The sequence below is a fragment of the Rhodanobacter denitrificans genome (genome assembly GCF_000230695.2).
Lineage (GTDB): Bacteria > Pseudomonadota > Gammaproteobacteria > Xanthomonadales > Rhodanobacteraceae > Rhodanobacter > Rhodanobacter denitrificans.
In genome coordinates, this window is the sequence record NC_020541.1 from 4,032,239 (window position 1) to 4,048,163 (window position 15,925).

Below are 15,925 nucleotides of genomic sequence, written 5' to 3' on the forward strand. Positions count from 1 at the left end.
TGCTCGCTGGTGGGAAGGGAGAAGACGGCCTCCCTTCCGATTCGCCACTACCCGTATTACCAGCTGCCGGTCTTCTTGTACTCGTCCAGCGAAGCCTTGAAGACGGCCTCGATATCCTTGTCCCAGTTGCCGGTGGCCACGATGGTCTTCATCAGGTCGGCGTGGTTCTGGTGCATGAACGCGTGCAGGCCCTTCTCGAACGCCAGCACCTGGTTCACCGGCAGGTCGTCGAGGTAGCCCTGCTCGGCGGCGTACACCGACAGCGCCAGCTCGGCGATCGACAGCGGCGAATACTGCTTCTGCTTCATCAGCTCGGTGACGCGCTGGCCACGGTCCAGCTGGGCGCGGGTGGCCGGGTCCAGGTCCGAGGCGAACTGCGCGAACGCGGCCAGCTCGCGGAACTGCGCCAGGGCCAGCTTCACGCCGCCGGACAGTTTCTTGACGATCTTGGTCTGCGCGGCGCCGCCGACGCGGGACACCGAGATGCCGGCGTTCACGGCCGGGCGGATGCCGGCGTTGAACAGATCGGTTTCCAGGAAGATCTGGCCGTCGGTGATCGAGATCACGTTGGTCGGCACGAACGCGGAGACGTCGCCGCCCTGGGTCTCGATGATCGGCAACGCGGTCAGCGAACCGGTCTTGCCCTTCACCGCGCCGTTGGTGAACTTCTCGACGTATTCCTCGGACACGCGCGAGGCGCGCTCGAGCAGACGCGAGTGGAGGTAGAACACGTCGCCCGGATACGCCTCGCGGCCCGGCGGGCGCTTCAGCAGCAGCGAGATCTGGCGGTAGGCCACGGCCTGCTTGGACAGGTCGTCGTACACGATCAGCGCGTCCTGGCCGCGGTCGCGGAAGTACTCGCCCATCGCGCAGCCGGAGTACGGCGCGACGTACTGCAGCGCAGCCGACTCGGACGCCGAGGCAACCACGATGATGGTGTTGGCCAGCGCGCCGTTCTCGTCGAGCTTGCGCACCACGTTGGCGATCGACGAACGCTTCTGGCCGATCGCGACGTAGATGCACTTAATGCCGGAGTCCTTCTGCGCGATGATCGCGTCGATCGCCAGCGCGGTCTTGCCGGTCTGGCGGTCGCCGATGATCAGCTCGCGCTGACCGCGGCCGACCGGGATCATCGCGTCGACCGACTTGTAGCCGGTCTGCAGCGGCTGGTCGACCGACTTGCGCCAGATCACGCCCGGCGCGACCTTCTCGATCGGCGCGTTGAGCTTGGCGTTGAGCGGGCCCTTGCCGTCGATCGGATTGCCCAGCGCATCGACGACGCGGCCGAGCAGCTCGGGGCCGACCGGCACTTCGAGGATGCGACCGGTGGTCTTGGCGGTGTCGCCTTCGCGCAGGTGCTGGTACTCGCCCAGCACCACCGCGCCGACCGAGTCGCGCTCGAGGTTCAGCGCCAGCGCATACGCGTTGCCCGGCAGCTCGATCATTTCGCCCTGCATCACATCGGCCAGGCCGTGGATGCGCACGATGCCGTCGGACACGCTGATGATGGTGCCCTCGTTGCGCGCTTCCGCGCCGAGCTTGAACTGCTCGATGCGGCTCTTGATCAGTTCGCTGATCTCGGACGGATTCAAAGTGGTGCTGGACATGGCAAGTTTTCCTGGGATTCGCGCCGCGTCAGCGGCACCCGATAGGTTTTGATTCTTTGGATCAGTGCGAAAGCGCGCTGGCCATCTGCGCCAGACGTCCGCGCGCCGAGCCGTCGATGACTTCGCTGCCGGTATCGATCACCACGCCGGCCAGCAGCGAGGCATCGACCTGGGTTTCCAGTTCGATCTCGCGCTTGAAGCGGCGCTTCAGCGAGGCCTTGAGCTGTTCGGCCTGCGCCGCATCCAGCGCCATCGCGCTGGTCACCTTGACCAGCAGCTGCGACTCGGACTCACGCTTGAACGCCTCGAACAGCTCGGCCGTTTCCGGCAGCAGGGCCAGCCGGCGCTGCTCGGCCATCTCGGTGAGGAAGTGCCCGAACGGACTGTCGGCGGCGACGCCGGCAGGCAGGTGCAGCGCCACCAGCTGAGTCGGCAGCACCCGCGGGTCGTTGCCGAGACCGGCCACGCGCGGGTCCTTCGCCACCGCGGCGGCGAACGCCAGCGCCTGCGACCAGGCGTCCAGCGTGCCGGCCGTATGCGCCACTTCGAAAGCGGCGCGGGCGTAGGGGCGAGCGAGGGTAATTGCCTGGGCCATGGATCAGATCTCGGCCGCGAGCTGGTCGAGCAAGGCCTTGTGCGTCGAGGCGTCAACCTCGCGCTGCACGATCTTGCTGGCGCCCTGCACGGCCAATGCACCGACCTGCTCGCGCAGCTGGTCGCGGGCGCGCTGCGCCATCGAGGCGATGTCGTCCTGCGCCGCGGCCTTCAACCGGTTGATCTCGGCGATCGCTTCGCCGCGGGCCTTCTCGATGATCTGGTTGGCCTGCTGCTGGGCCTTGTCGATGATCTCGGAGGCCTGCTGGCGGGCCTGCTTGATCTCGCCAGCCACCTTCACGTCCGCGCTCTTCAGCTCGGCGTGGGCGCGCTCGGCCGCATTCAGGCCTTCGGCGATCTTGACCTGGCGATCTTCGATGGCCTTGTTGATGTGCGGCCAGATGAAGTGGACGCTGAACCAGATCAGGATGGCGAACGAAATCATTTCGCCAATCAAGGTCGCGTTGAAATCCATCGCTGCGTTACCTGTAGATACGGAGTGGAACAGACCCGGGCATCACGCGACGCCCGGATCGGATACGCGGTGGCGCCGCAACGGCGCCACCGGAGGATGTGCTTACTGGCCCGCGCCGGCAGCCGACAGGATCTTGCCCAACAGCGGGTTCGCCACTGCGAAGTACATCGCCAGCGCCACGCCGATCAGGAACGCGGCGTCGATCAGGCCAGCCAGCAGGAACATGCGGCCCTGCAGCAGCGGCACCAGCTCCGGCTGACGCGCAGCGGCTTCAAGGAACTTCGAGCCCATGATGCCGATACCGATACAGGCGCCGAGTGCGCCGAAACCGATGATCAGGCCGAGCGCGATGGCGGTGAAGCCCTGGATTTGTGCAAACTGGACGAGATGTTCCACGGTGGTCTCCTGAGAAATTCAAACTGGAATAGGCAAAACGGTTGAAGCGAGGGGTTCGACGAACGCGATCAGTGATGATCGTGTGCCATCGAGATGTACACGATCGTCAGCACCATGAAAATGAACGCCTGGATCGAAATGATCAGGATGTGGAAGATGCCCCACACCGTGTAACCGATGATGCCCGCGCCATACAACGCCCAGCCCGCGAGGCCGGCACCGGCGCTGAACAGGCCGGCGATCAGCATGAAGACCAGCTCGCCGGCGTACATGTTGCCGAACAGTCGCATCGCCAGGCTCACCGGCTTGGAGGCCAGCTCGACCAGGTTCAGCGCGAAATTCGGGATCCACAGCGCCGGGTGCTTGCCGAACGGCGCGGTGAACAGCTCGTGCATGTAGCCACCAAAGCCCTTGGCCTTGAAGCTGTAGAAGATGATCAGCACGAACACCGTCAGCGACATCGCGAAGGTCATGTTGATGTCGGCGGTGGGCACGGCGCGGAAATGGCCGATGCCGAACTTCTCGGTGATCCACGGCAGCAGGTCCACCGGCAGCAGGTCCATCGCGTTCATCAGGAACACCCAGATGAACACGGTCAGCGCCAGCGGCCCGAGCACGCGGCGGTCGCCGTGGAACACGTCCTTGACCTGGCCGTCGACGAACTCCAGCACGATCTCGACGAAGGCCTGGCCCTTGCCCGGCACGCCGGCGGTGGCCTTGCGCGCCTTCAGCCAGAACCACAGGCAGAACAGCACGCCCAGCACCAGTGACACGGTAATCGAATCGATGTGCACCGCCCAGAACCCGCCCTTGCTGGCATGCGGAGCCAGGTGCGTGAGGTGGTGCTGAATGTATTCGGTAAGACCGCCAGTCGGCTCGCTTGCCATGGATCAACCCTTGAATCTGAACGCCAGCAGATAAACCGCGTAAGCCGCCGCCAACCCCGTGATGGCGGCCAGCGGTGGCAACTTGAATTGGAACAGGATCACGACCAGCCCCCCGACGATCACGATCCACTTCAGGAGCATGCCCGTCAGCAGGCGACCCAGTGCCTGGCCTGCCCCGCCGACGTCGCCGAAAAGCCGCACCGACATCAGCGCGGTACCCAGCGCCACCGTCGTCGCTCCTGCCGCCGCCGCCACCGCTTCGCGATGACCCAGCGCCAGGAAAACCAGGCCAGCCAGCAACGCCACAGCAAGCTGCAGCAGGATGATGCGCAAGGCGAGGCGTCGACCCGAGGCTAAACTGTTGAGCACGTAGCGTCTCCGCGCGGCCTGCACCAGGCGGCACCGATACAGCTGCGGGCCACGATCCAATCCGTAAAAGTATATCAGCGCGGCAATTGCAGCGACAAGCCATACAGCCCGCGGCATCGCGTCCGGCCGCCGGATTCCGTGACCCAATCGTCCCACCCGACTCACCGCCATGCATTGGCCGACGGCACACACAAACAGGGCCGAACTCGAGGTTCGGCCCTGTTTCATCGCATGGAGGCGCGGCGGTACTGCGGGATTACTTGGCGGCAGCCTTCTTGGCGGCGGCGACCGGCGCGGCAACGGCATCGTTGGCGGCCTGGCGCTGCTCCTGCACGAGCGCATTCAGCGACTCGGCGGTCTTCTGGGTGACCGCGAGCACTTCCTGCGAAACCGCCACCGCGCGCTCGGCGTTGTCGCGGCTCAGGCTGGCACCCTTCTCCCACAGACTGCGCAGGCCGTTGATGTCGCGGGCCTCCAGCGCCTCGGCGACGAATTCCGCGGAAGCCTTGGACTGCTCCTCGAGGGCCTTGAGCTGCAGCTCGGCGACCGTCTCCAGACCCTTCAGGGCCAGCGACTGCGCCTTGAATGCGCTGTCGGTGAACTGCTTGGTGTAGGCAAAAAGCTGGTTGTTGAGCTGCTGCGTCATGGCGTAGTCCTCGTGGAGGATGGGGTAGTGGCAGGTACTCTAGCAGCGCTTTTTGTGCATTGCAATATATTTTTTGTAGATCGTTCGCGATGTCAGCAAATATTCATTTGAAAACGCCAATTTATGACGGAACCATGAAACATTGCGACGCGTCAAAAGCTGTCACGACTACAACTCGCCCCGGAGGTGCAGGTTTCGTGCACCACCACCTTGTCCAGCCCCGAAAGGCGCGGCTGCAATCGTTGCCAGATCCAGCGCGCCAGCATCTCGCTGGTCGGGTTCTCCAGCCCTTCGATCTCGTTGAGGTAGTGGTGGTCGAGCTGGTCGAACAGCGGCGCGAAGGCCGCCTTCACGTCGGCAAAGTCCATCACCCAGCCCAGTTGCGGGTCCGGTTCACCCGCCAGATGGATCTCGATGCGGAACGAATGCCCGTGCAGCCGCGCGCACTTGTGCCCGGCCGGCACGTTCGGCAGCCGATGCGCCGCCTCGATCTGGAATACCTTGAAGATATGCATGGCGGACGCCCGCGTGTCGTGACGAGAGGGACCGACGGAAAGACACACGCCCGGTTCTTGGTGGCTATGGGCGGAGGGGTAGCATAGCCACCAGTCGAACCGAGAACCTAGTGTTTCTGCGGCTTCCCGCCGACGCGGATCGGTCGATTGTAACAGTTGGTGTAGCAGTTGCTGTAGCACTTTACGTAGCCACCCATCTAGGTAGCCGAGGTCCGCGGGCGGCTGTCTGACTTGCGCTCAAGGCGGAACATACCCGCCGCCCACCCTTATTCGGGGGTTAACAGCGGACTCGAACCATCGTCCATCGTGGTGCAGTTCGGGCAAGTCGTTCGTGCTTCCTCACAGCGCGCGGTCGGTTGCCCCACCTGACCTTCCCTTAGCGGCACCCCAAGAACCCCTTGTGAAACTCCTGCAGCAGCGTCAAGGCGCGCACAGGGTCTGCGCGGTCCATCTCGGCTGCCAGTCGAAGAGTGCCGGCCGGATCGACCTGCGGCTCCAGGATGCTGGTGATGGTGATGGTGATGGTGGTGATGGACCGCTCGTTACCGGGCTGGTCAAGGACAGATCTTGCATCTGCACCTAGCAACCACGCGCCGGTGTTGATGCACAGCCGATGCGTAGCTGCGCCGGGTGTTTTCGCGCTGCGCCGCTTGCGGATAGGTTCCAAGCGAGTGGCATGGCATGGTCGGAACCATTCGTCAGTGGCATGGACGGAGGCAGTGGAGAAACATTGACGTCAACCGCCGTGCAACGAGGCAATAAGGGGGCAGCTGATCGCGCCGCGATGCGAACCACACTGAGTCACCAGTCGGGACAGGGCGGTCTCCATGCGCTTGAGGTCTTTCAGGCGCGCGCGTACATCGGCCAGGTGCCGCGCGGCGAATTCCGCCGCCTCGCTGCAATGAGTGCCGTCCTCCAACGTGAGCAGTTGCGCGACTTCGTCTAGGCTAAAACCCAGTCGCTGCGCCGATTTGACGAACTTCACTCGGGCCACGTCCGCATGGCTATAGCGACGAATACCGCCAAGAGGGCGCTCTGGTTCGGGTAACAACCCTCTGCGCTGGTAGAAGCGGATCGTCTCGACACCAACTCCTGATGCCTTGGCGAAGGTGCCGATGGACAGGTTGTCTTGTGCCGAATTCATGGACTTGACTCCGTACTTGACTACGGAAATACATTACTGCCGCGACGACAAATTTGGAAGGAACATACACATGTCTGAACCCACCCACGGCAAGGGCGCTTTGGCCATCGGCGGCCTCGCGGCAATTCTTGCGTCCACTTGCTGCCTTGGTCCGTTAGTGCTGGTCATGCTGGGCTTTTCGGGAGCATGGATCGGCAATCTGACGATCTTGGAACCATATCGGCCGATCTTCATCGCGGCAGCCATAGTGCTGCTGTTCTTCGCTTACCGCCGCATCTTTCGTCCCGCCGCTGCCTGCCGGCCGGGCGAGGTGTGTGCCATCCCGCAAGTACGGGCAACCTACAAGATCGTCTTCTGGGTCGTCGTCGCGCTGGTGCTGGTCGCGCTGGCGTTTCCCTATGTTCTGCCACTGTTCTATTGAAGGAGACATTTCATGAAAATACTTTCTATGCTCATCGCCCTTGCCGCGGCCTTCAGTGCGCCTGCATGGGCGGCCACGCAGACCGCCACCCTGTCGGTGCCGGGCATGACGTGCCCCGCCTGTCCGGTCACGGTCAAGAAGGCGCTGTCCAAGGTGCCCGGTGTCGAAAAGACCCAGATCCTTCTCGAACAGCGCCAGGCCATCGTTACCTATGACGATGCCAAGACCAGCCTCGCCGATTTGACCAAGGCGACCACGGATGCCGGCTACCCATCGACGCAGGTGCGCTGATGGCCTTGGCGCGCGCGTGGCCGACAAGCCTGGCCTGGGCGGCAGCGTCGTTTTGGCGGCATCCTGCGTGAGCTGCTTTCCCGGTACTGGCGAGCTTGGAGGTGGTGGTGGGACTCGGTTCGCTGAGTCCGCACAAGGGGCTGTTCGTGCGCATCCTGCTGCCGCTGTTCGCCGGCATCGCGCTGATAGCCGACGCTCGGCTGGCTCAGCCATCGCCAGTGTCGGCGCACCGCGGCGTGCCTGCTGGGTCCGGTCGCCGTGCCGGTCGCGATATTGCTGATGCGGGCGTCGGGCTACCGCTCCGGCTGGTTGCTGTATCCGGGGCTGGCGCTGATGGTGGCGTATCGATCTTCGTCCCCCTTGCGGCCAGGAAGAGTCTGCGTGGTACCCCTGGCCGGCAAGTGCTGATTTCCATGTGTGGCTCCCAAGTACGGGAGCGACTCACCAGGGCTGAATTTGCATGACTGAAACATACGATTTGAACAAACAGGCGCTCGAGGTCAGTGGCATGACCTGCCAGGCGTGCGCTCGCCACGTGCAGGAGGCGTTGTCCAGCGTGGATGGCGTGACCAGCGCCAGCGTGGACTATCCGACGGCTACCGCCCAGGTGGTGGCCGGTGCGGCGCTGTCCGTCGCCGCGCTCAATGCCGCACTGCCGCCGCCCTATCGCGTACGAGCGCTGGCGCGGCCGCCGGCCGCGGATCACGCGGCAAGGCATGGCGGGCCCGTGGCCGGCCATGACGCCCGTTTGCGTGTGGCGGTGATCGGCACCGGCGGCGCAGCAATGGCTGCGGCGCTCCGGGCCGCCGAGCGCGGTGCGCGGGTCACCGTGATCGAGCGCGGTACCGTCGGCGGCACCTGCGTCAACATCGGTTGCGTGCCTTCCAAGATCATGATCCGCGCCGCCCACGTCGCCCATACCCGCCGGCACAGCCCGTTCGATGGCGGCATCGACGCCGGGGCGCCGGCGATCCGGCGCGACGCGCTGCTGGCCCAGCAGCAGGCGCGGGTGGAGGAACTGCGCCATGCCAAGTACGAGCGCATCCTCGATGGCAATCCGGACATCACGCTGTTGCGCGGCGAAGCGCGCTTCGTCGACGGCCACACGTTGGGCGTGCGCCTGGCCGAAGGCGGCGAGCGCACGGTGGCTTTCGACCGCTGCCTGATCGCGGTGGGCGCCCGGCCGGCGGTGCCGCCGATCCCCGGCTTGGCCGACACGCCGTACTGGACGTCCACCGACGCGCTGGCCGCCGACCGCATTCCGAAGCGTCTGCTGGTACTCGGCTCGGCCGTGGTGGCCTGCGAGCTTGGCCAGGCCTATGCGCGGCTGGGCAGCCGGGTGACGATGATCGCCCGCAGCGAGTTGTTCTTCCACGAGGACCCGGCCATCGGCGAAGCCATCGGCCAGATCTTTGCCGACGAGGGTATCCGCGTGCTGCGTCAGACCCAGACCCGCGCGGTGCGCCATGAAAACGGCGAGTTCATCCTCGACACCAGCGCCGGCCAGCTGCGCGGCGATGCGCTGCTGGTAGCCACCGGCCGCACGCCCAACGGCGACACGCTGGAGTTGGCCCAAGCCGGCGTGCGCACGGGCAAGGGCGGTGCCATCGAAGTCGATGCGCAACTGCGCACTTCGGTGGCGCACATCTACGCCGCCGGCGACTGCACCGACCAGCCGCAGTTCGTCTATGTCGCCGCCGCCGGCGGCACCCGCGCCGCGATCAACATGACCGGCGGCGACGCCCAGCTCGATCTGTCGGCCATGCCAGCGGTGGTGTTCACCGAACCGCAGATCGCCACGGTGGGGCTGAGCGAGGCCGAGGCGCATCTGAAGGGTATCGAGACCGACAGCCGCACGCTCACCCTGGACAACGTGCCGCGCGCGCTCGCCAACTTCGACACGCGCGGCTTCATCAAGCTGGTGGTGGAGGCGGCCAGCGGCCGGCTGATCGGCGTGCAGGCGGTGGCCGACGGGGCCGGCGAGCTGATCCAGACCGCGGCCATCGCGCTACGCGCCGGGATGACCGCTGCCGAACTGGCCGACCAGCTGTTTCCGTACCTGACCATGGTCGAGGGGTTGAAGCTGGCCGCGCAGACCTTCAGCAAGGACGTCAAGCAACTTTCCTGCTGTGCGGGTTGAGGGAGACCATCGCATGAAAGATCTTCTCAAACAGCTGGGCAGCCTGCTCGGCGCGCTGTTCGCGGCGGCCTGCTGCCTGGGCCTGCCGCTGCTGCTCAGCGCGCTGTCGGCGGCCGGTCTGGGCTTTCTCATCCATGACGCGATCTTGATCCCGCTGCTGGCAGCCTTCGTGGCACTGAACCTGTGGCTGCTATGGCGGGCCACCGGCCGTCATGCCAGGCGGCAGCCGTTCGTGCTCGGTGTATTCGGCGGCGTACTGGCCGTGGTCGGCCTGTTCATCCACCCGCTGGCGGCGACGCTGGGCCTGCTGATGTTGGTGACCGCCAGTTTTTGGGATTTTGCCAACGGCCGCCGCGCGAGGACCTGCGCGCACTGAATGCGCTTTGCCGCCGCTGCCCTCACCGCCAGGAGTCCTGCGTGAGCCAACAAAGCTACGACCTCGTCGTCATCGGCAGCGGCACCGCCGCCAACGTCATCGCCTTCAATTGCCGCAAAGCCGGCTGGTCGGTGGCGATCATCGATCACCGGCCGTTCGGCGGTACTTGCGCGCTGCGCGGTTGCGACCCGAAGAAAATGCTGATCGCCGCCACCGAAGTGATCGACGGCTTTACGCGCATGGGCGCCATCGGCACCGTGCAAGGCGAGTTGCACATCGACTGGGCTGCGCTACAGCGGCACAAGCGTTCGTTCACCGATCCGGTGCCGGGTCATCGCGAACAGGCCTACGCCAAACAGGGCATTGATGCGTATCACGGCCGCGCCCGTTTCAGTGGACGCAACACCATCACAGTGGGCGATCGGACGCTCCATGCCAAGCACATCGCCATCGCTGCTGGCGCGGAACCGGTTTGGCTGCCGATCGAGGGCGCCGAGCACCTGGTCTTGAGCGATGACTTTCTGAATCTTGAATCGCTGCCCAGGCGCATCGTGCTGGTCGGCGGCGGCTACATCGGTTTCGAGTTTGCCCATATCGCCGCGCGCGCCGGCGCCGAAGTTTCGATCTTCAACCGGGGCGCGCAGCCGCTGGCCGGCTTCGATCCGGATCTGGTCGGCCTGCTGGTCGAACGCACCCGCGCGCTCGGCGTGGCGGTACATCTCGGCTATGAAGTGAAAGCGCTGTGCAAGCGCGGTGACGGTTTCGAAGTCGAGGCGCAAGGCCCGGACGGGCGTTTGGTCGTGGACGCCGACATGGTGATCCACAGTGGCGGGCGCGCGCCCGCACTGGAAGCACTGGATCTGGATGCGGCCGGTATCGCGCACGACCACGGCCGGCTGACGCTGGACAAGACCTTCCGCAGCACCTCCCATCCTGCGGTCTATGCCGCAGGCGATGCGTCCGGCGGGCCGTTGCCGCTGACCCCGGTGGCCGCACTGGAGGCCCACGCGGTGGTCGACAACCTCTTGCACGACAAGCACGTCACGGTCGACTACACCGGTATTCCCAGTGCCGTGTTCACCCTGCCGGTGCTGGCCCGCGTCGGTCTGCTCGAAGCCGAAGCCAGGGCGCAGGGTCTGCGCTTCAAGCTCAGCCACGCCAACGTGCCGGGCTGGTTCACTGCACGCCGTGTCAACGAATCATGCTACGGCTACAAGGTGTTGGTGGAGGAGGGCAGCGATCGTATCCTTGGCGCCCATCTGATCGGTCCGGAGGCGGCCGAGGTGATCAACCTGTTCGGTTTCGCCATGCGCAGCGGACTCGGCGCCGCCGCGATCCGCCGCGCCACCTTTGCCTACCCCACCGCAGCGTCGGATATCGAATCCATGCTGCCGTAACACGCGGGCTTCAGTGACGGTCGCCGTCCAGCGATTCGAGAATCGGACAACCGTCTTCGCCGCCAGCGCACAGGTTCAACAACAGACGCAGCTCGTTGCGCAGCAGGCGCAGCGACTTCAGCCGGGTTTCCACCTGGGCCAGTTTTTCTCCGGCCACGCGGCGCACATCGGCTCGCGTCTGCTGCGGGCGTTCGCGCAAATGCAGCAGGTTGCCGATCTCGGTCAGCGAAAAATTCATTGCCTGCGCACGTTGGATGAACAGCAGCCGCGCCAGGTCGGCATCACCGTAGCGGCGACGTCCGCCGCTGTCGCGCAGCGCCCGCGGCAGCAGGTCGATCTTCTCGTAGTAGCGCAGCGTGTCCGCCGACATCCCGGCGCGCGTGGCCAGTTCACCGATGCTCCAACTGCTCATGCGAACTCCTTGCGCCGCAGCTTGCCCAGGACCGCGTTGCCCTGCCCGAACAGGCGGCCATCGATGACCACCGCCGGTGGCCGGGCGATACCGAGGCGGGCGGCTTGCTCCAGATGCTCCAGTACATCCCTCACTTCGGTATCGGCGTCGAACTGACGACACAGGTCGATCAGCTCGGTGGATACGCGCCGGCATGCCGGGCAATACATCGATGAGTAGACAACAATGTGCATGTGCAGGGGTTGCGGCATGACCTTGAGACTATGCCAGGCAGCAAAGGTGCAACGAGCGGCGGCTGTACTGCCATGGTGCCCCAAGCTCGCAGGATCGACGAGTATTCATCGGAAGTGCGTCCTGAAGCCGATATGGAAAATGTAGCGATCGCGCAATACATGGCCGTTCATGTGCTGCGCGACCGGAAGCTGCACAGCCGCTTCCAGCACGTAGTTCATGGTGACGAATTGCAGCCCCGGACTGACGAACCATTGCGTGCCTCCGCTATCGGCGACGTCCAGGCCGTTCATGCGGTCACGATCCGTGTGGATCAGATTGGTTTCCAGCACGCCGTAGAGGAACCGCGGGACTCCGGTTCCCAATCGACGCGGCCATAGCCGGTACTGGAACGAGCCGTCGAGCTGGCTCACGGCGCCGGCCCGGTAATCATCGTGCGTGCCGGTAGCCTGGTAAGTGGCGTCGGCGTCGAACTCCCACGCCAGTGTCTGGTAGGTCGCGACGACCCCGGCCAGACCGCCCCAGGCGCCGGTGCCGTTCTGGAACGGCCGCGGCAACCGGCCGAAACGATCGACCGTATTACTGCTGCCGGTGGGCGCGATGACGCCGGCCAGCGACGCGATGCGAAAGGACCGGCCCACTGCGTCGCGCTGGAACAAAGTGTAGCGCGCGAACAGCTGCGTATCGCCAAGCCCCAAGGTGGTGAGCCTCATATGGCCCATCGTGGTGGTCCTGTTCAGCGTCTTGTCCAGATACCAGGGGGTGACGGCAAACAGCGTCAGCCTGCTGGTGGCGCCGTAGGCCAGCACGTTGCCCAGTGCCCCGATGTGCACGTTGCGGCCAAGCGTTGCTGCGTTGTCGTAGCGGTAACGCTGGACGTACTGCTCGCGCAGCAGCCACTGCCCCTGGGCCACCGGCAGTGCAGTATTGAAGGTGATCGGCGCCGCTGCGGCCAGAGCCGGCAGCAGGCAGGCCATCAGTGCGGCCAGCCTTCGTGTCACCCGGTGGTACGGCGGGGTGATCGATGTCATGTGGGCGACTCCATCAGTGACGTTTAAATAGGCAGCGCATCTCAGTGGGATGCCCATTCGCCAAGACTTCGAGAACCACGGTAGTGCTTGGAGTCAGCTCCATGTCAACAGTCATCTGAAAAAGACTTGACATGGAGTTGACTCCAAATGACACGCTTCCTGAGCCTCGTCCTTCGACAGGCGTTGATCCCAGGAGAATTTCCATGAGCAACAGCCTTCATCACCGCGTTTTGAACGTGTCCGGGATCGCTTTCGCCTCGGCACTGCTGACGCTTGCCACGACTTTTTGGGCGGCCTTTCCGGCTCAGGCGGCGACATCGACTCCGGCGCAACAAGCTTGGCCCGCCGACGCCTATGTCGTGCGCGTGGACGGATTGGCCTGTCCGTTCTGCGCTTATGGCATCGAGAAGCAGTTCGGCCGTCTTCCGGGCGTCACCACCACCGACGTAAACCTCGCCAGTGGGGTGGTCGTGGTTCATGTCAAGCCCGGCACGCGTTTCGATCAGGCGCAAATCGCCCAGACCGTGCAGCAGGCCGGCTTCACGCTGAAGGACGTCGTGTCCCAACCGGCGGGAGGGCGTTGAGATGTGTCGAATCGTCAGGTGGGTCGCGATCTTCGGCACAGGCTTGGTCGGATTGCTCATCGTTGCCGGGCTGGTCATCGGGTTCGGCTTTGTACCCAAAGCGAAGGAACCCCCTTATCGGCTGGTCACCTCCTGGGGCAGCGCTGGCTCGGCACCGGGACAATTCGACGGCCCCAACGGCATCGCTGTTGCCGATCATCGTGTCTATGTAGCCGATTCGGTGAACCACCGGATCCAGATCTTCGACTCGCAGGGACGCTTTTTGAGCGACATCGCGGTCGGCGCACAGGGTCTGCTGCCTCAGGCACGACCCATGAACCTGAATGTCGCGGGCGACAAGCTCTATGTCGGCGACTACTGGAACGACGCGGTGCAGGTGTACACGCTCGACGGGCGCCTGCTGAGTACCTTGGGCGGCCAACAGGGATCGGCACCGGGGCAGTTCCGCGCGCCCGGCGGTGCCAGCGCCGAGCCCGACGGCACCATCGTCGTGGCCGATTTCTATAACCAGCGCGTGCAGATGCTGTCGCCGCAAGGACGTTTTATTCGCCAGATCGGCATCACGGGACACAAGGGCTATGTGGCTGGCGGCAGCTTCAATTATCCGATGGACGTGGCTGTCTCTCCCTCGAACGGCCATTTCTACGTCGCCGATGGCTACAACGACCGCATCCAGGTGTTCGATCGGGATGGCCGCTTCTTGCGGATGTGGGGCGGCCCGTTCGGCCTGCATCTGCCCGCGTCGATCAACTTTCTCGGCGGACTGCGTGGCTGGTTCCGGACGCCGACTTCCATAGCCATCGGCCCGCAAGGCGAGGTGTTCGTGGCTGACCAGGAAAACAACCGGATTCAGAAGTTCACCGCCGATGGCCGCTTCCTGACCGCCTTCGACCAGCCGCCGCGGGCACCGGGGTATGGCGTCGGTGCGGTAGCCGTGACGGCGGACGGCGATGTCTATGTCACCGACCTAGCAGACCAGCACGTGGAGCGGTGGCAGCAGGACATGCCCGCTCATCGTTGAACTACTGACGGAGACGAGTCTCGGACGGTATCTGGCGGACGCAATCAGATCTGCTGCGTCGGGTATGGAACGCCGTGCCGATGTCGACTACGGCTTATACATACCGTCGGTGCGCTCTGGCCGGGCATTGATCGGATAGCTGTGCACCGGCCCGCGGAATGGCTGCCAAAGCATGCGGTCCAACCGCAACTCGCACGGGTCGCGGAATTGATTGATGCCTATCGTCATGCCGATCTGGCCGTCCTGCGGCTGGGCGCAATAGGTGCCGAAGAGGCGATCCCACCAGGGCAGGTTGAAGCCGAAGTTGGAGTTGGTCTCGTGCGGATGCCAGGAATGGTGCACGCGGTGCATGTCCGGCGTGACGAGAAGCCAGCGCAGCACGCCGTCCAGCCGCTGCGGCAGGCGAACGTTGCCGTGGTTGAACATGGAGGTGGCATTGAGCAGCACTTCAAAAGCCAGCACGGCCACTGCCGGCGCGCCCAGCGCCGCGATCACGCCTAGCTTGATGACCAAGGAAAGCACGATCTCGAACGGGTGGAAACGTGCGCCGGTGGTCAGGTCGAATTCGAGGTCGGTGTGGTGCACCCGGTGCAGTCGCCACAAGAGCGGCACTGCGTGAAACATCACGTGCTGCAGATAGACGGCCAGATCCAGCAGCAGTACGGCCGAGACCAGAGCCAGCCCGTCGGATACTCCGATCGCCTGAAGCAACCCTCCGCCATGGGCGGTGGCAAACAAGGCGACACCGACCGCCGCGGTGGGGAAAATCAGCCGCACGAACACGCTGTCGAGCACGACGATGCCCAGATTGCCGGGCCAGCGCTTCCATCGGCCGATGGCTTGGCGTCGCCTTGGCGCCAGCGCTTCCCACAGCGCCATCACGGCGAAGATGCCGAAAAAGGCGCCGAGCCGGATCGCGGGTTCGTGGATGAGCAGAAATCGGGTCATGGTTGGGAGCTCCGATCAGAAGGTCCGGCGAATCGGTTTCGCCCCGATTGGCCCCGGCGTCTCGCCTGCCGGCTGGGCAGGGTGGATGGCATGTGCCGTGCGGCCAGCCCCGTGCATGTGGATCCCGATTTTCGCGACGAGGTCACCCGGCCTCGTCGGATTCTGATCCGACCTGTCGAGAGACCAGGCCGAGGTTGGCAACGGTAAACGGAGTCAATACATTCATGGCGATCTTGATCGCCAGCGGCAGATCCCAAGGCCCGGCCAGCAGCTGCCCACCGACATTGAAAGCGCTCAGCCAGATCCCGACGAGCAGAGCCACCATGCAGGTTCGTTTCAGATGGGGCGGATGCCGCACGATTGCCCGGGTTCGGCGCAGGGTGACCATGATCCTGTTCATCCGGCGGTCCGCCACGGAACGATGCGCGATGGCACGACGT

22 protein-coding genes are annotated in these 15,925 nt (G+C 64.7%); 7 read left to right on the forward strand and 15 right to left on the reverse strand.

Annotated elements, in window-relative coordinates; genetic code table 11:
• Positions 1 to 56: 56 nt before the first annotated feature.
• The 10 genes from atpA to merR form a co-directional block, all read right to left on the reverse strand.
• A complete protein-coding gene (gene atpA, locus R2APBS1_RS18350) occupies positions 57 to 1,607 on the reverse strand; it encodes a F0F1 ATP synthase subunit alpha (protein WP_015449084.1) in 1,551 nt (516 codons plus the stop codon).
• A gap of 61 nt (positions 1,608 to 1,668) precedes the next feature.
• Positions 1,669 to 2,202: a F0F1 ATP synthase subunit delta gene (locus R2APBS1_RS18355; protein WP_015449085.1), complete on the reverse strand. Its 534-nt coding sequence runs from the start codon at positions 2,200 to 2,202 to the stop codon at positions 1,669 to 1,671.
• Positions 2,203 to 2,205: 3 nt separating this feature from the next.
• Positions 2,206 to 2,676, reverse strand: coding sequence for a F0F1 ATP synthase subunit B (locus R2APBS1_RS18360; protein WP_007512408.1), 471 nt, complete (start codon positions 2,674 to 2,676; stop codon positions 2,206 to 2,208).
• A gap of 102 nt (positions 2,677 to 2,778) precedes the next feature.
• On the reverse strand, positions 2,779 to 3,072 hold the full coding sequence (atpE, locus tag R2APBS1_RS18365; RefSeq protein WP_007512411.1) for a F0F1 ATP synthase subunit C: 294 nt from the start codon (positions 3,070 to 3,072) through the stop codon (positions 2,779 to 2,781).
• A gap of 68 nt (positions 3,073 to 3,140) precedes the next feature.
• Positions 3,141 to 3,959, reverse strand: coding sequence for a F0F1 ATP synthase subunit A (gene atpB / locus R2APBS1_RS18370; protein WP_007512413.1), 819 nt, complete (start codon positions 3,957 to 3,959; stop codon positions 3,141 to 3,143).
• A gap of 3 nt (positions 3,960 to 3,962) precedes the next feature.
• Positions 3,963 to 4,292, reverse strand: a complete 330-nt coding sequence (locus R2APBS1_RS18375) for an ATP synthase subunit I (RefSeq protein WP_007512416.1) — start codon at positions 4,290 to 4,292, stop codon at positions 3,963 to 3,965.
• A 292-nt stretch (positions 4,293 to 4,584) separates the two neighbouring features.
• Positions 4,585 to 4,974 (reverse strand): phasin family protein, encoded by a 390-nt coding sequence (locus tag R2APBS1_RS18380; RefSeq protein ID WP_007512419.1) that lies wholly within the window; start codon positions 4,972 to 4,974, stop codon positions 4,585 to 4,587.
• 152 nt (positions 4,975 to 5,126) lie between these two features.
• Positions 5,127 to 5,489 carry a 6-carboxytetrahydropterin synthase QueD gene (queD, locus tag R2APBS1_RS18385; protein WP_007512421.1) on the reverse strand — a complete coding sequence of 121 codons (363 nt, stop codon included), beginning with the start codon at positions 5,487 to 5,489 and terminating at the stop codon, positions 5,127 to 5,129.
• 376 nt (positions 5,490 to 5,865) lie between these two features.
• A complete protein-coding gene (locus R2APBS1_RS18390) occupies positions 5,866 to 6,156 on the reverse strand; it encodes a hypothetical protein (RefSeq protein ID WP_155950899.1) in 291 nt (96 codons plus the stop codon).
• A gap of 69 nt (positions 6,157 to 6,225) precedes the next feature.
• Positions 6,226 to 6,633, reverse strand: a complete 408-nt coding sequence (merR, locus tag R2APBS1_RS18395; protein ID WP_007512423.1) for a mercury resistance transcriptional regulator MerR — start codon at positions 6,631 to 6,633, stop codon at positions 6,226 to 6,228.
• A 70-nt stretch (positions 6,634 to 6,703) separates the two neighbouring features.
• On the opposite strand from merR, the gene merT reads away from it, so the two are divergent.
• The 5 genes from merT to R2APBS1_RS18420 all read left to right on the forward strand — a co-directional run bounded on the left by merT (position 6,704) and on the right by R2APBS1_RS18420 (position 11,258).
• Positions 6,704 to 7,054, forward strand: a complete 351-nt coding sequence (gene merT, locus R2APBS1_RS18400) for a mercuric ion transporter MerT (protein WP_007512424.1) — start codon at positions 6,704 to 6,706, stop codon at positions 7,052 to 7,054.
• A gap of 27 nt (positions 7,055 to 7,081) precedes the next feature.
• Entirely contained in the window at positions 7,082 to 7,345 is a 264-nt protein-coding gene (gene merP, locus R2APBS1_RS18405) for a mercury resistance system periplasmic binding protein MerP (protein ID WP_007512425.1), read from the forward strand.
• 460 nt (positions 7,346 to 7,805) lie between these two features.
• Positions 7,806 to 9,485, forward strand: coding sequence for a mercury(II) reductase (gene merA / locus R2APBS1_RS18410; protein WP_015449088.1), 1,680 nt, complete (start codon positions 7,806 to 7,808; stop codon positions 9,483 to 9,485).
• 13 nt (positions 9,486 to 9,498) lie between these two features.
• On the forward strand, positions 9,499 to 9,861 hold the full coding sequence (locus R2APBS1_RS18415) for a MerC domain-containing protein (protein WP_007512427.1): 363 nt from the start codon (positions 9,499 to 9,501) through the stop codon (positions 9,859 to 9,861).
• 41 nt (positions 9,862 to 9,902) lie between these two features.
• On the forward strand, positions 9,903 to 11,258 hold the full coding sequence (locus R2APBS1_RS18420; protein WP_007512428.1) for a dihydrolipoyl dehydrogenase family protein: 1,356 nt from the start codon (positions 9,903 to 9,905) through the stop codon (positions 11,256 to 11,258).
• A 10-nt stretch (positions 11,259 to 11,268) separates the two neighbouring features.
• Here the strand turns inward: R2APBS1_RS18420 and R2APBS1_RS18425 are convergent, their stop codons facing one another.
• The 3 genes from R2APBS1_RS18425 to R2APBS1_RS18435 form a co-directional block, all read right to left on the reverse strand.
• Positions 11,269 to 11,670: a MerR family transcriptional regulator gene (locus R2APBS1_RS18425; RefSeq protein ID WP_007512429.1), complete on the reverse strand. Its 402-nt coding sequence runs from the start codon at positions 11,668 to 11,670 to the stop codon at positions 11,269 to 11,271.
• Positions 11,667 to 11,903 (reverse strand): thioredoxin family protein, encoded by a 237-nt coding sequence (locus R2APBS1_RS18430; protein WP_157769772.1) that lies wholly within the window; start codon positions 11,901 to 11,903, stop codon positions 11,667 to 11,669. The genes R2APBS1_RS18425 and R2APBS1_RS18430 overlap by 4 nt, the downstream gene beginning before the upstream one ends.
• Before the next feature lie 105 nt (positions 11,904 to 12,008).
• Complete coding sequence (locus R2APBS1_RS18435) at positions 12,009 to 12,932, reverse strand: transporter (protein ID WP_015449090.1); 924 nt, start codon at positions 12,930 to 12,932, stop codon at positions 12,009 to 12,011.
• Positions 12,933 to 13,135: 203 nt separating this feature from the next.
• On the opposite strand from R2APBS1_RS18435, the gene R2APBS1_RS18440 reads away from it, so the two are divergent.
• Complete coding sequence (locus R2APBS1_RS18440; RefSeq protein WP_015449091.1) at positions 13,136 to 13,516, forward strand: heavy-metal-associated domain-containing protein; 381 nt, start codon at positions 13,136 to 13,138, stop codon at positions 13,514 to 13,516.
• Position 13,517: 1 nt separating this feature from the next.
• Positions 13,518 to 14,537 (forward strand): NHL repeat-containing protein, encoded by a 1,020-nt coding sequence (locus tag R2APBS1_RS18445; protein WP_015449092.1) that lies wholly within the window; start codon positions 13,518 to 13,520, stop codon positions 14,535 to 14,537.
• Between the two features lie 87 nt (positions 14,538 to 14,624).
• Here R2APBS1_RS18445 and R2APBS1_RS18450 read toward each other — a convergent pair whose 3' ends face one another.
• Both R2APBS1_RS18450 and R2APBS1_RS18455 read right to left on the reverse strand, forming a co-directional pair.
• Positions 14,625 to 15,485, reverse strand: a complete 861-nt coding sequence (locus R2APBS1_RS18450) for a sterol desaturase family protein (protein ID WP_015449093.1) — start codon at positions 15,483 to 15,485, stop codon at positions 14,625 to 14,627.
• A 142-nt stretch (positions 15,486 to 15,627) separates the two neighbouring features.
• Positions 15,628 to 15,873 (reverse strand): hypothetical protein, encoded by a 246-nt coding sequence (locus R2APBS1_RS18455; RefSeq protein WP_100224906.1) that lies wholly within the window; start codon positions 15,871 to 15,873, stop codon positions 15,628 to 15,630.
• Between the last annotated feature and the right edge of the window lie 52 nt (positions 15,874 to 15,925).

Excerpts from the sequence above, each read along its gene's own strand:
- atpA (WP_015449084.1), bottom strand. The coding sequence starts at position 1,607 with ATGTCCAGCACCACTTTGAATCCGTCCGAGATCAGCGAACTGATCAAG.
- R2APBS1_RS18355 (WP_015449085.1), bottom strand. The coding sequence starts at position 2,202 with ATGGCCCAGGCAATTACCCTCGCTCGCCCCTACGCCCGCGCCGCTTTC.
- R2APBS1_RS18360 (WP_007512408.1), bottom strand. The coding sequence starts at position 2,676 with ATGGATTTCAACGCGACCTTGATTGGCGAAATGATTTCGTTCGCCATC.
- atpB (WP_007512413.1), bottom strand. The coding sequence starts at position 3,959 with ATGGCAAGCGAGCCGACTGGCGGTCTTACCGAATACATTCAGCACCAC.
- R2APBS1_RS18380 (WP_007512419.1), bottom strand. The coding sequence starts at position 4,974 with ATGACGCAGCAGCTCAACAACCAGCTTTTTGCCTACACCAAGCAGTTC.
- queD (WP_007512421.1), bottom strand. The coding sequence starts at position 5,489 with ATGCATATCTTCAAGGTATTCCAGATCGAGGCGGCGCATCGGCTGCCG.
- merR (WP_007512423.1), bottom strand. The coding sequence starts at position 6,633 with ATGAATTCGGCACAAGACAACCTGTCCATCGGCACCTTCGCCAAGGCA.
- merT (WP_007512424.1), top strand. The coding sequence starts at position 6,704 with ATGTCTGAACCCACCCACGGCAAGGGCGCTTTGGCCATCGGCGGCCTC.
- merP (WP_007512425.1), top strand. The coding sequence starts at position 7,082 with ATGCTCATCGCCCTTGCCGCGGCCTTCAGTGCGCCTGCATGGGCGGCC.
- merA (WP_015449088.1), top strand. The coding sequence starts at position 7,806 with ATGACTGAAACATACGATTTGAACAAACAGGCGCTCGAGGTCAGTGGC.
- R2APBS1_RS18415 (WP_007512427.1), top strand. The coding sequence starts at position 9,499 with ATGAAAGATCTTCTCAAACAGCTGGGCAGCCTGCTCGGCGCGCTGTTC.
- R2APBS1_RS18425 (WP_007512429.1), bottom strand. The coding sequence starts at position 11,670 with ATGAGCAGTTGGAGCATCGGTGAACTGGCCACGCGCGCCGGGATGTCG.
- R2APBS1_RS18430 (WP_157769772.1), bottom strand. The coding sequence starts at position 11,903 with ATGCACATTGTTGTCTACTCATCGATGTATTGCCCGGCATGCCGGCGC.
- R2APBS1_RS18435 (WP_015449090.1), bottom strand. The coding sequence starts at position 12,932 with ATGACATCGATCACCCCGCCGTACCACCGGGTGACACGAAGGCTGGCC.
- R2APBS1_RS18440 (WP_015449091.1), top strand. The coding sequence starts at position 13,136 with ATGAGCAACAGCCTTCATCACCGCGTTTTGAACGTGTCCGGGATCGCT.
- R2APBS1_RS18445 (WP_015449092.1), top strand. The coding sequence starts at position 13,518 with ATGTGTCGAATCGTCAGGTGGGTCGCGATCTTCGGCACAGGCTTGGTC.
- R2APBS1_RS18450 (WP_015449093.1), bottom strand. The coding sequence starts at position 15,485 with ATGACCCGATTTCTGCTCATCCACGAACCCGCGATCCGGCTCGGCGCC.
- R2APBS1_RS18455 (WP_100224906.1), bottom strand. The coding sequence starts at position 15,873 with ATGGTCACCCTGCGCCGAACCCGGGCAATCGTGCGGCATCCGCCCCAT.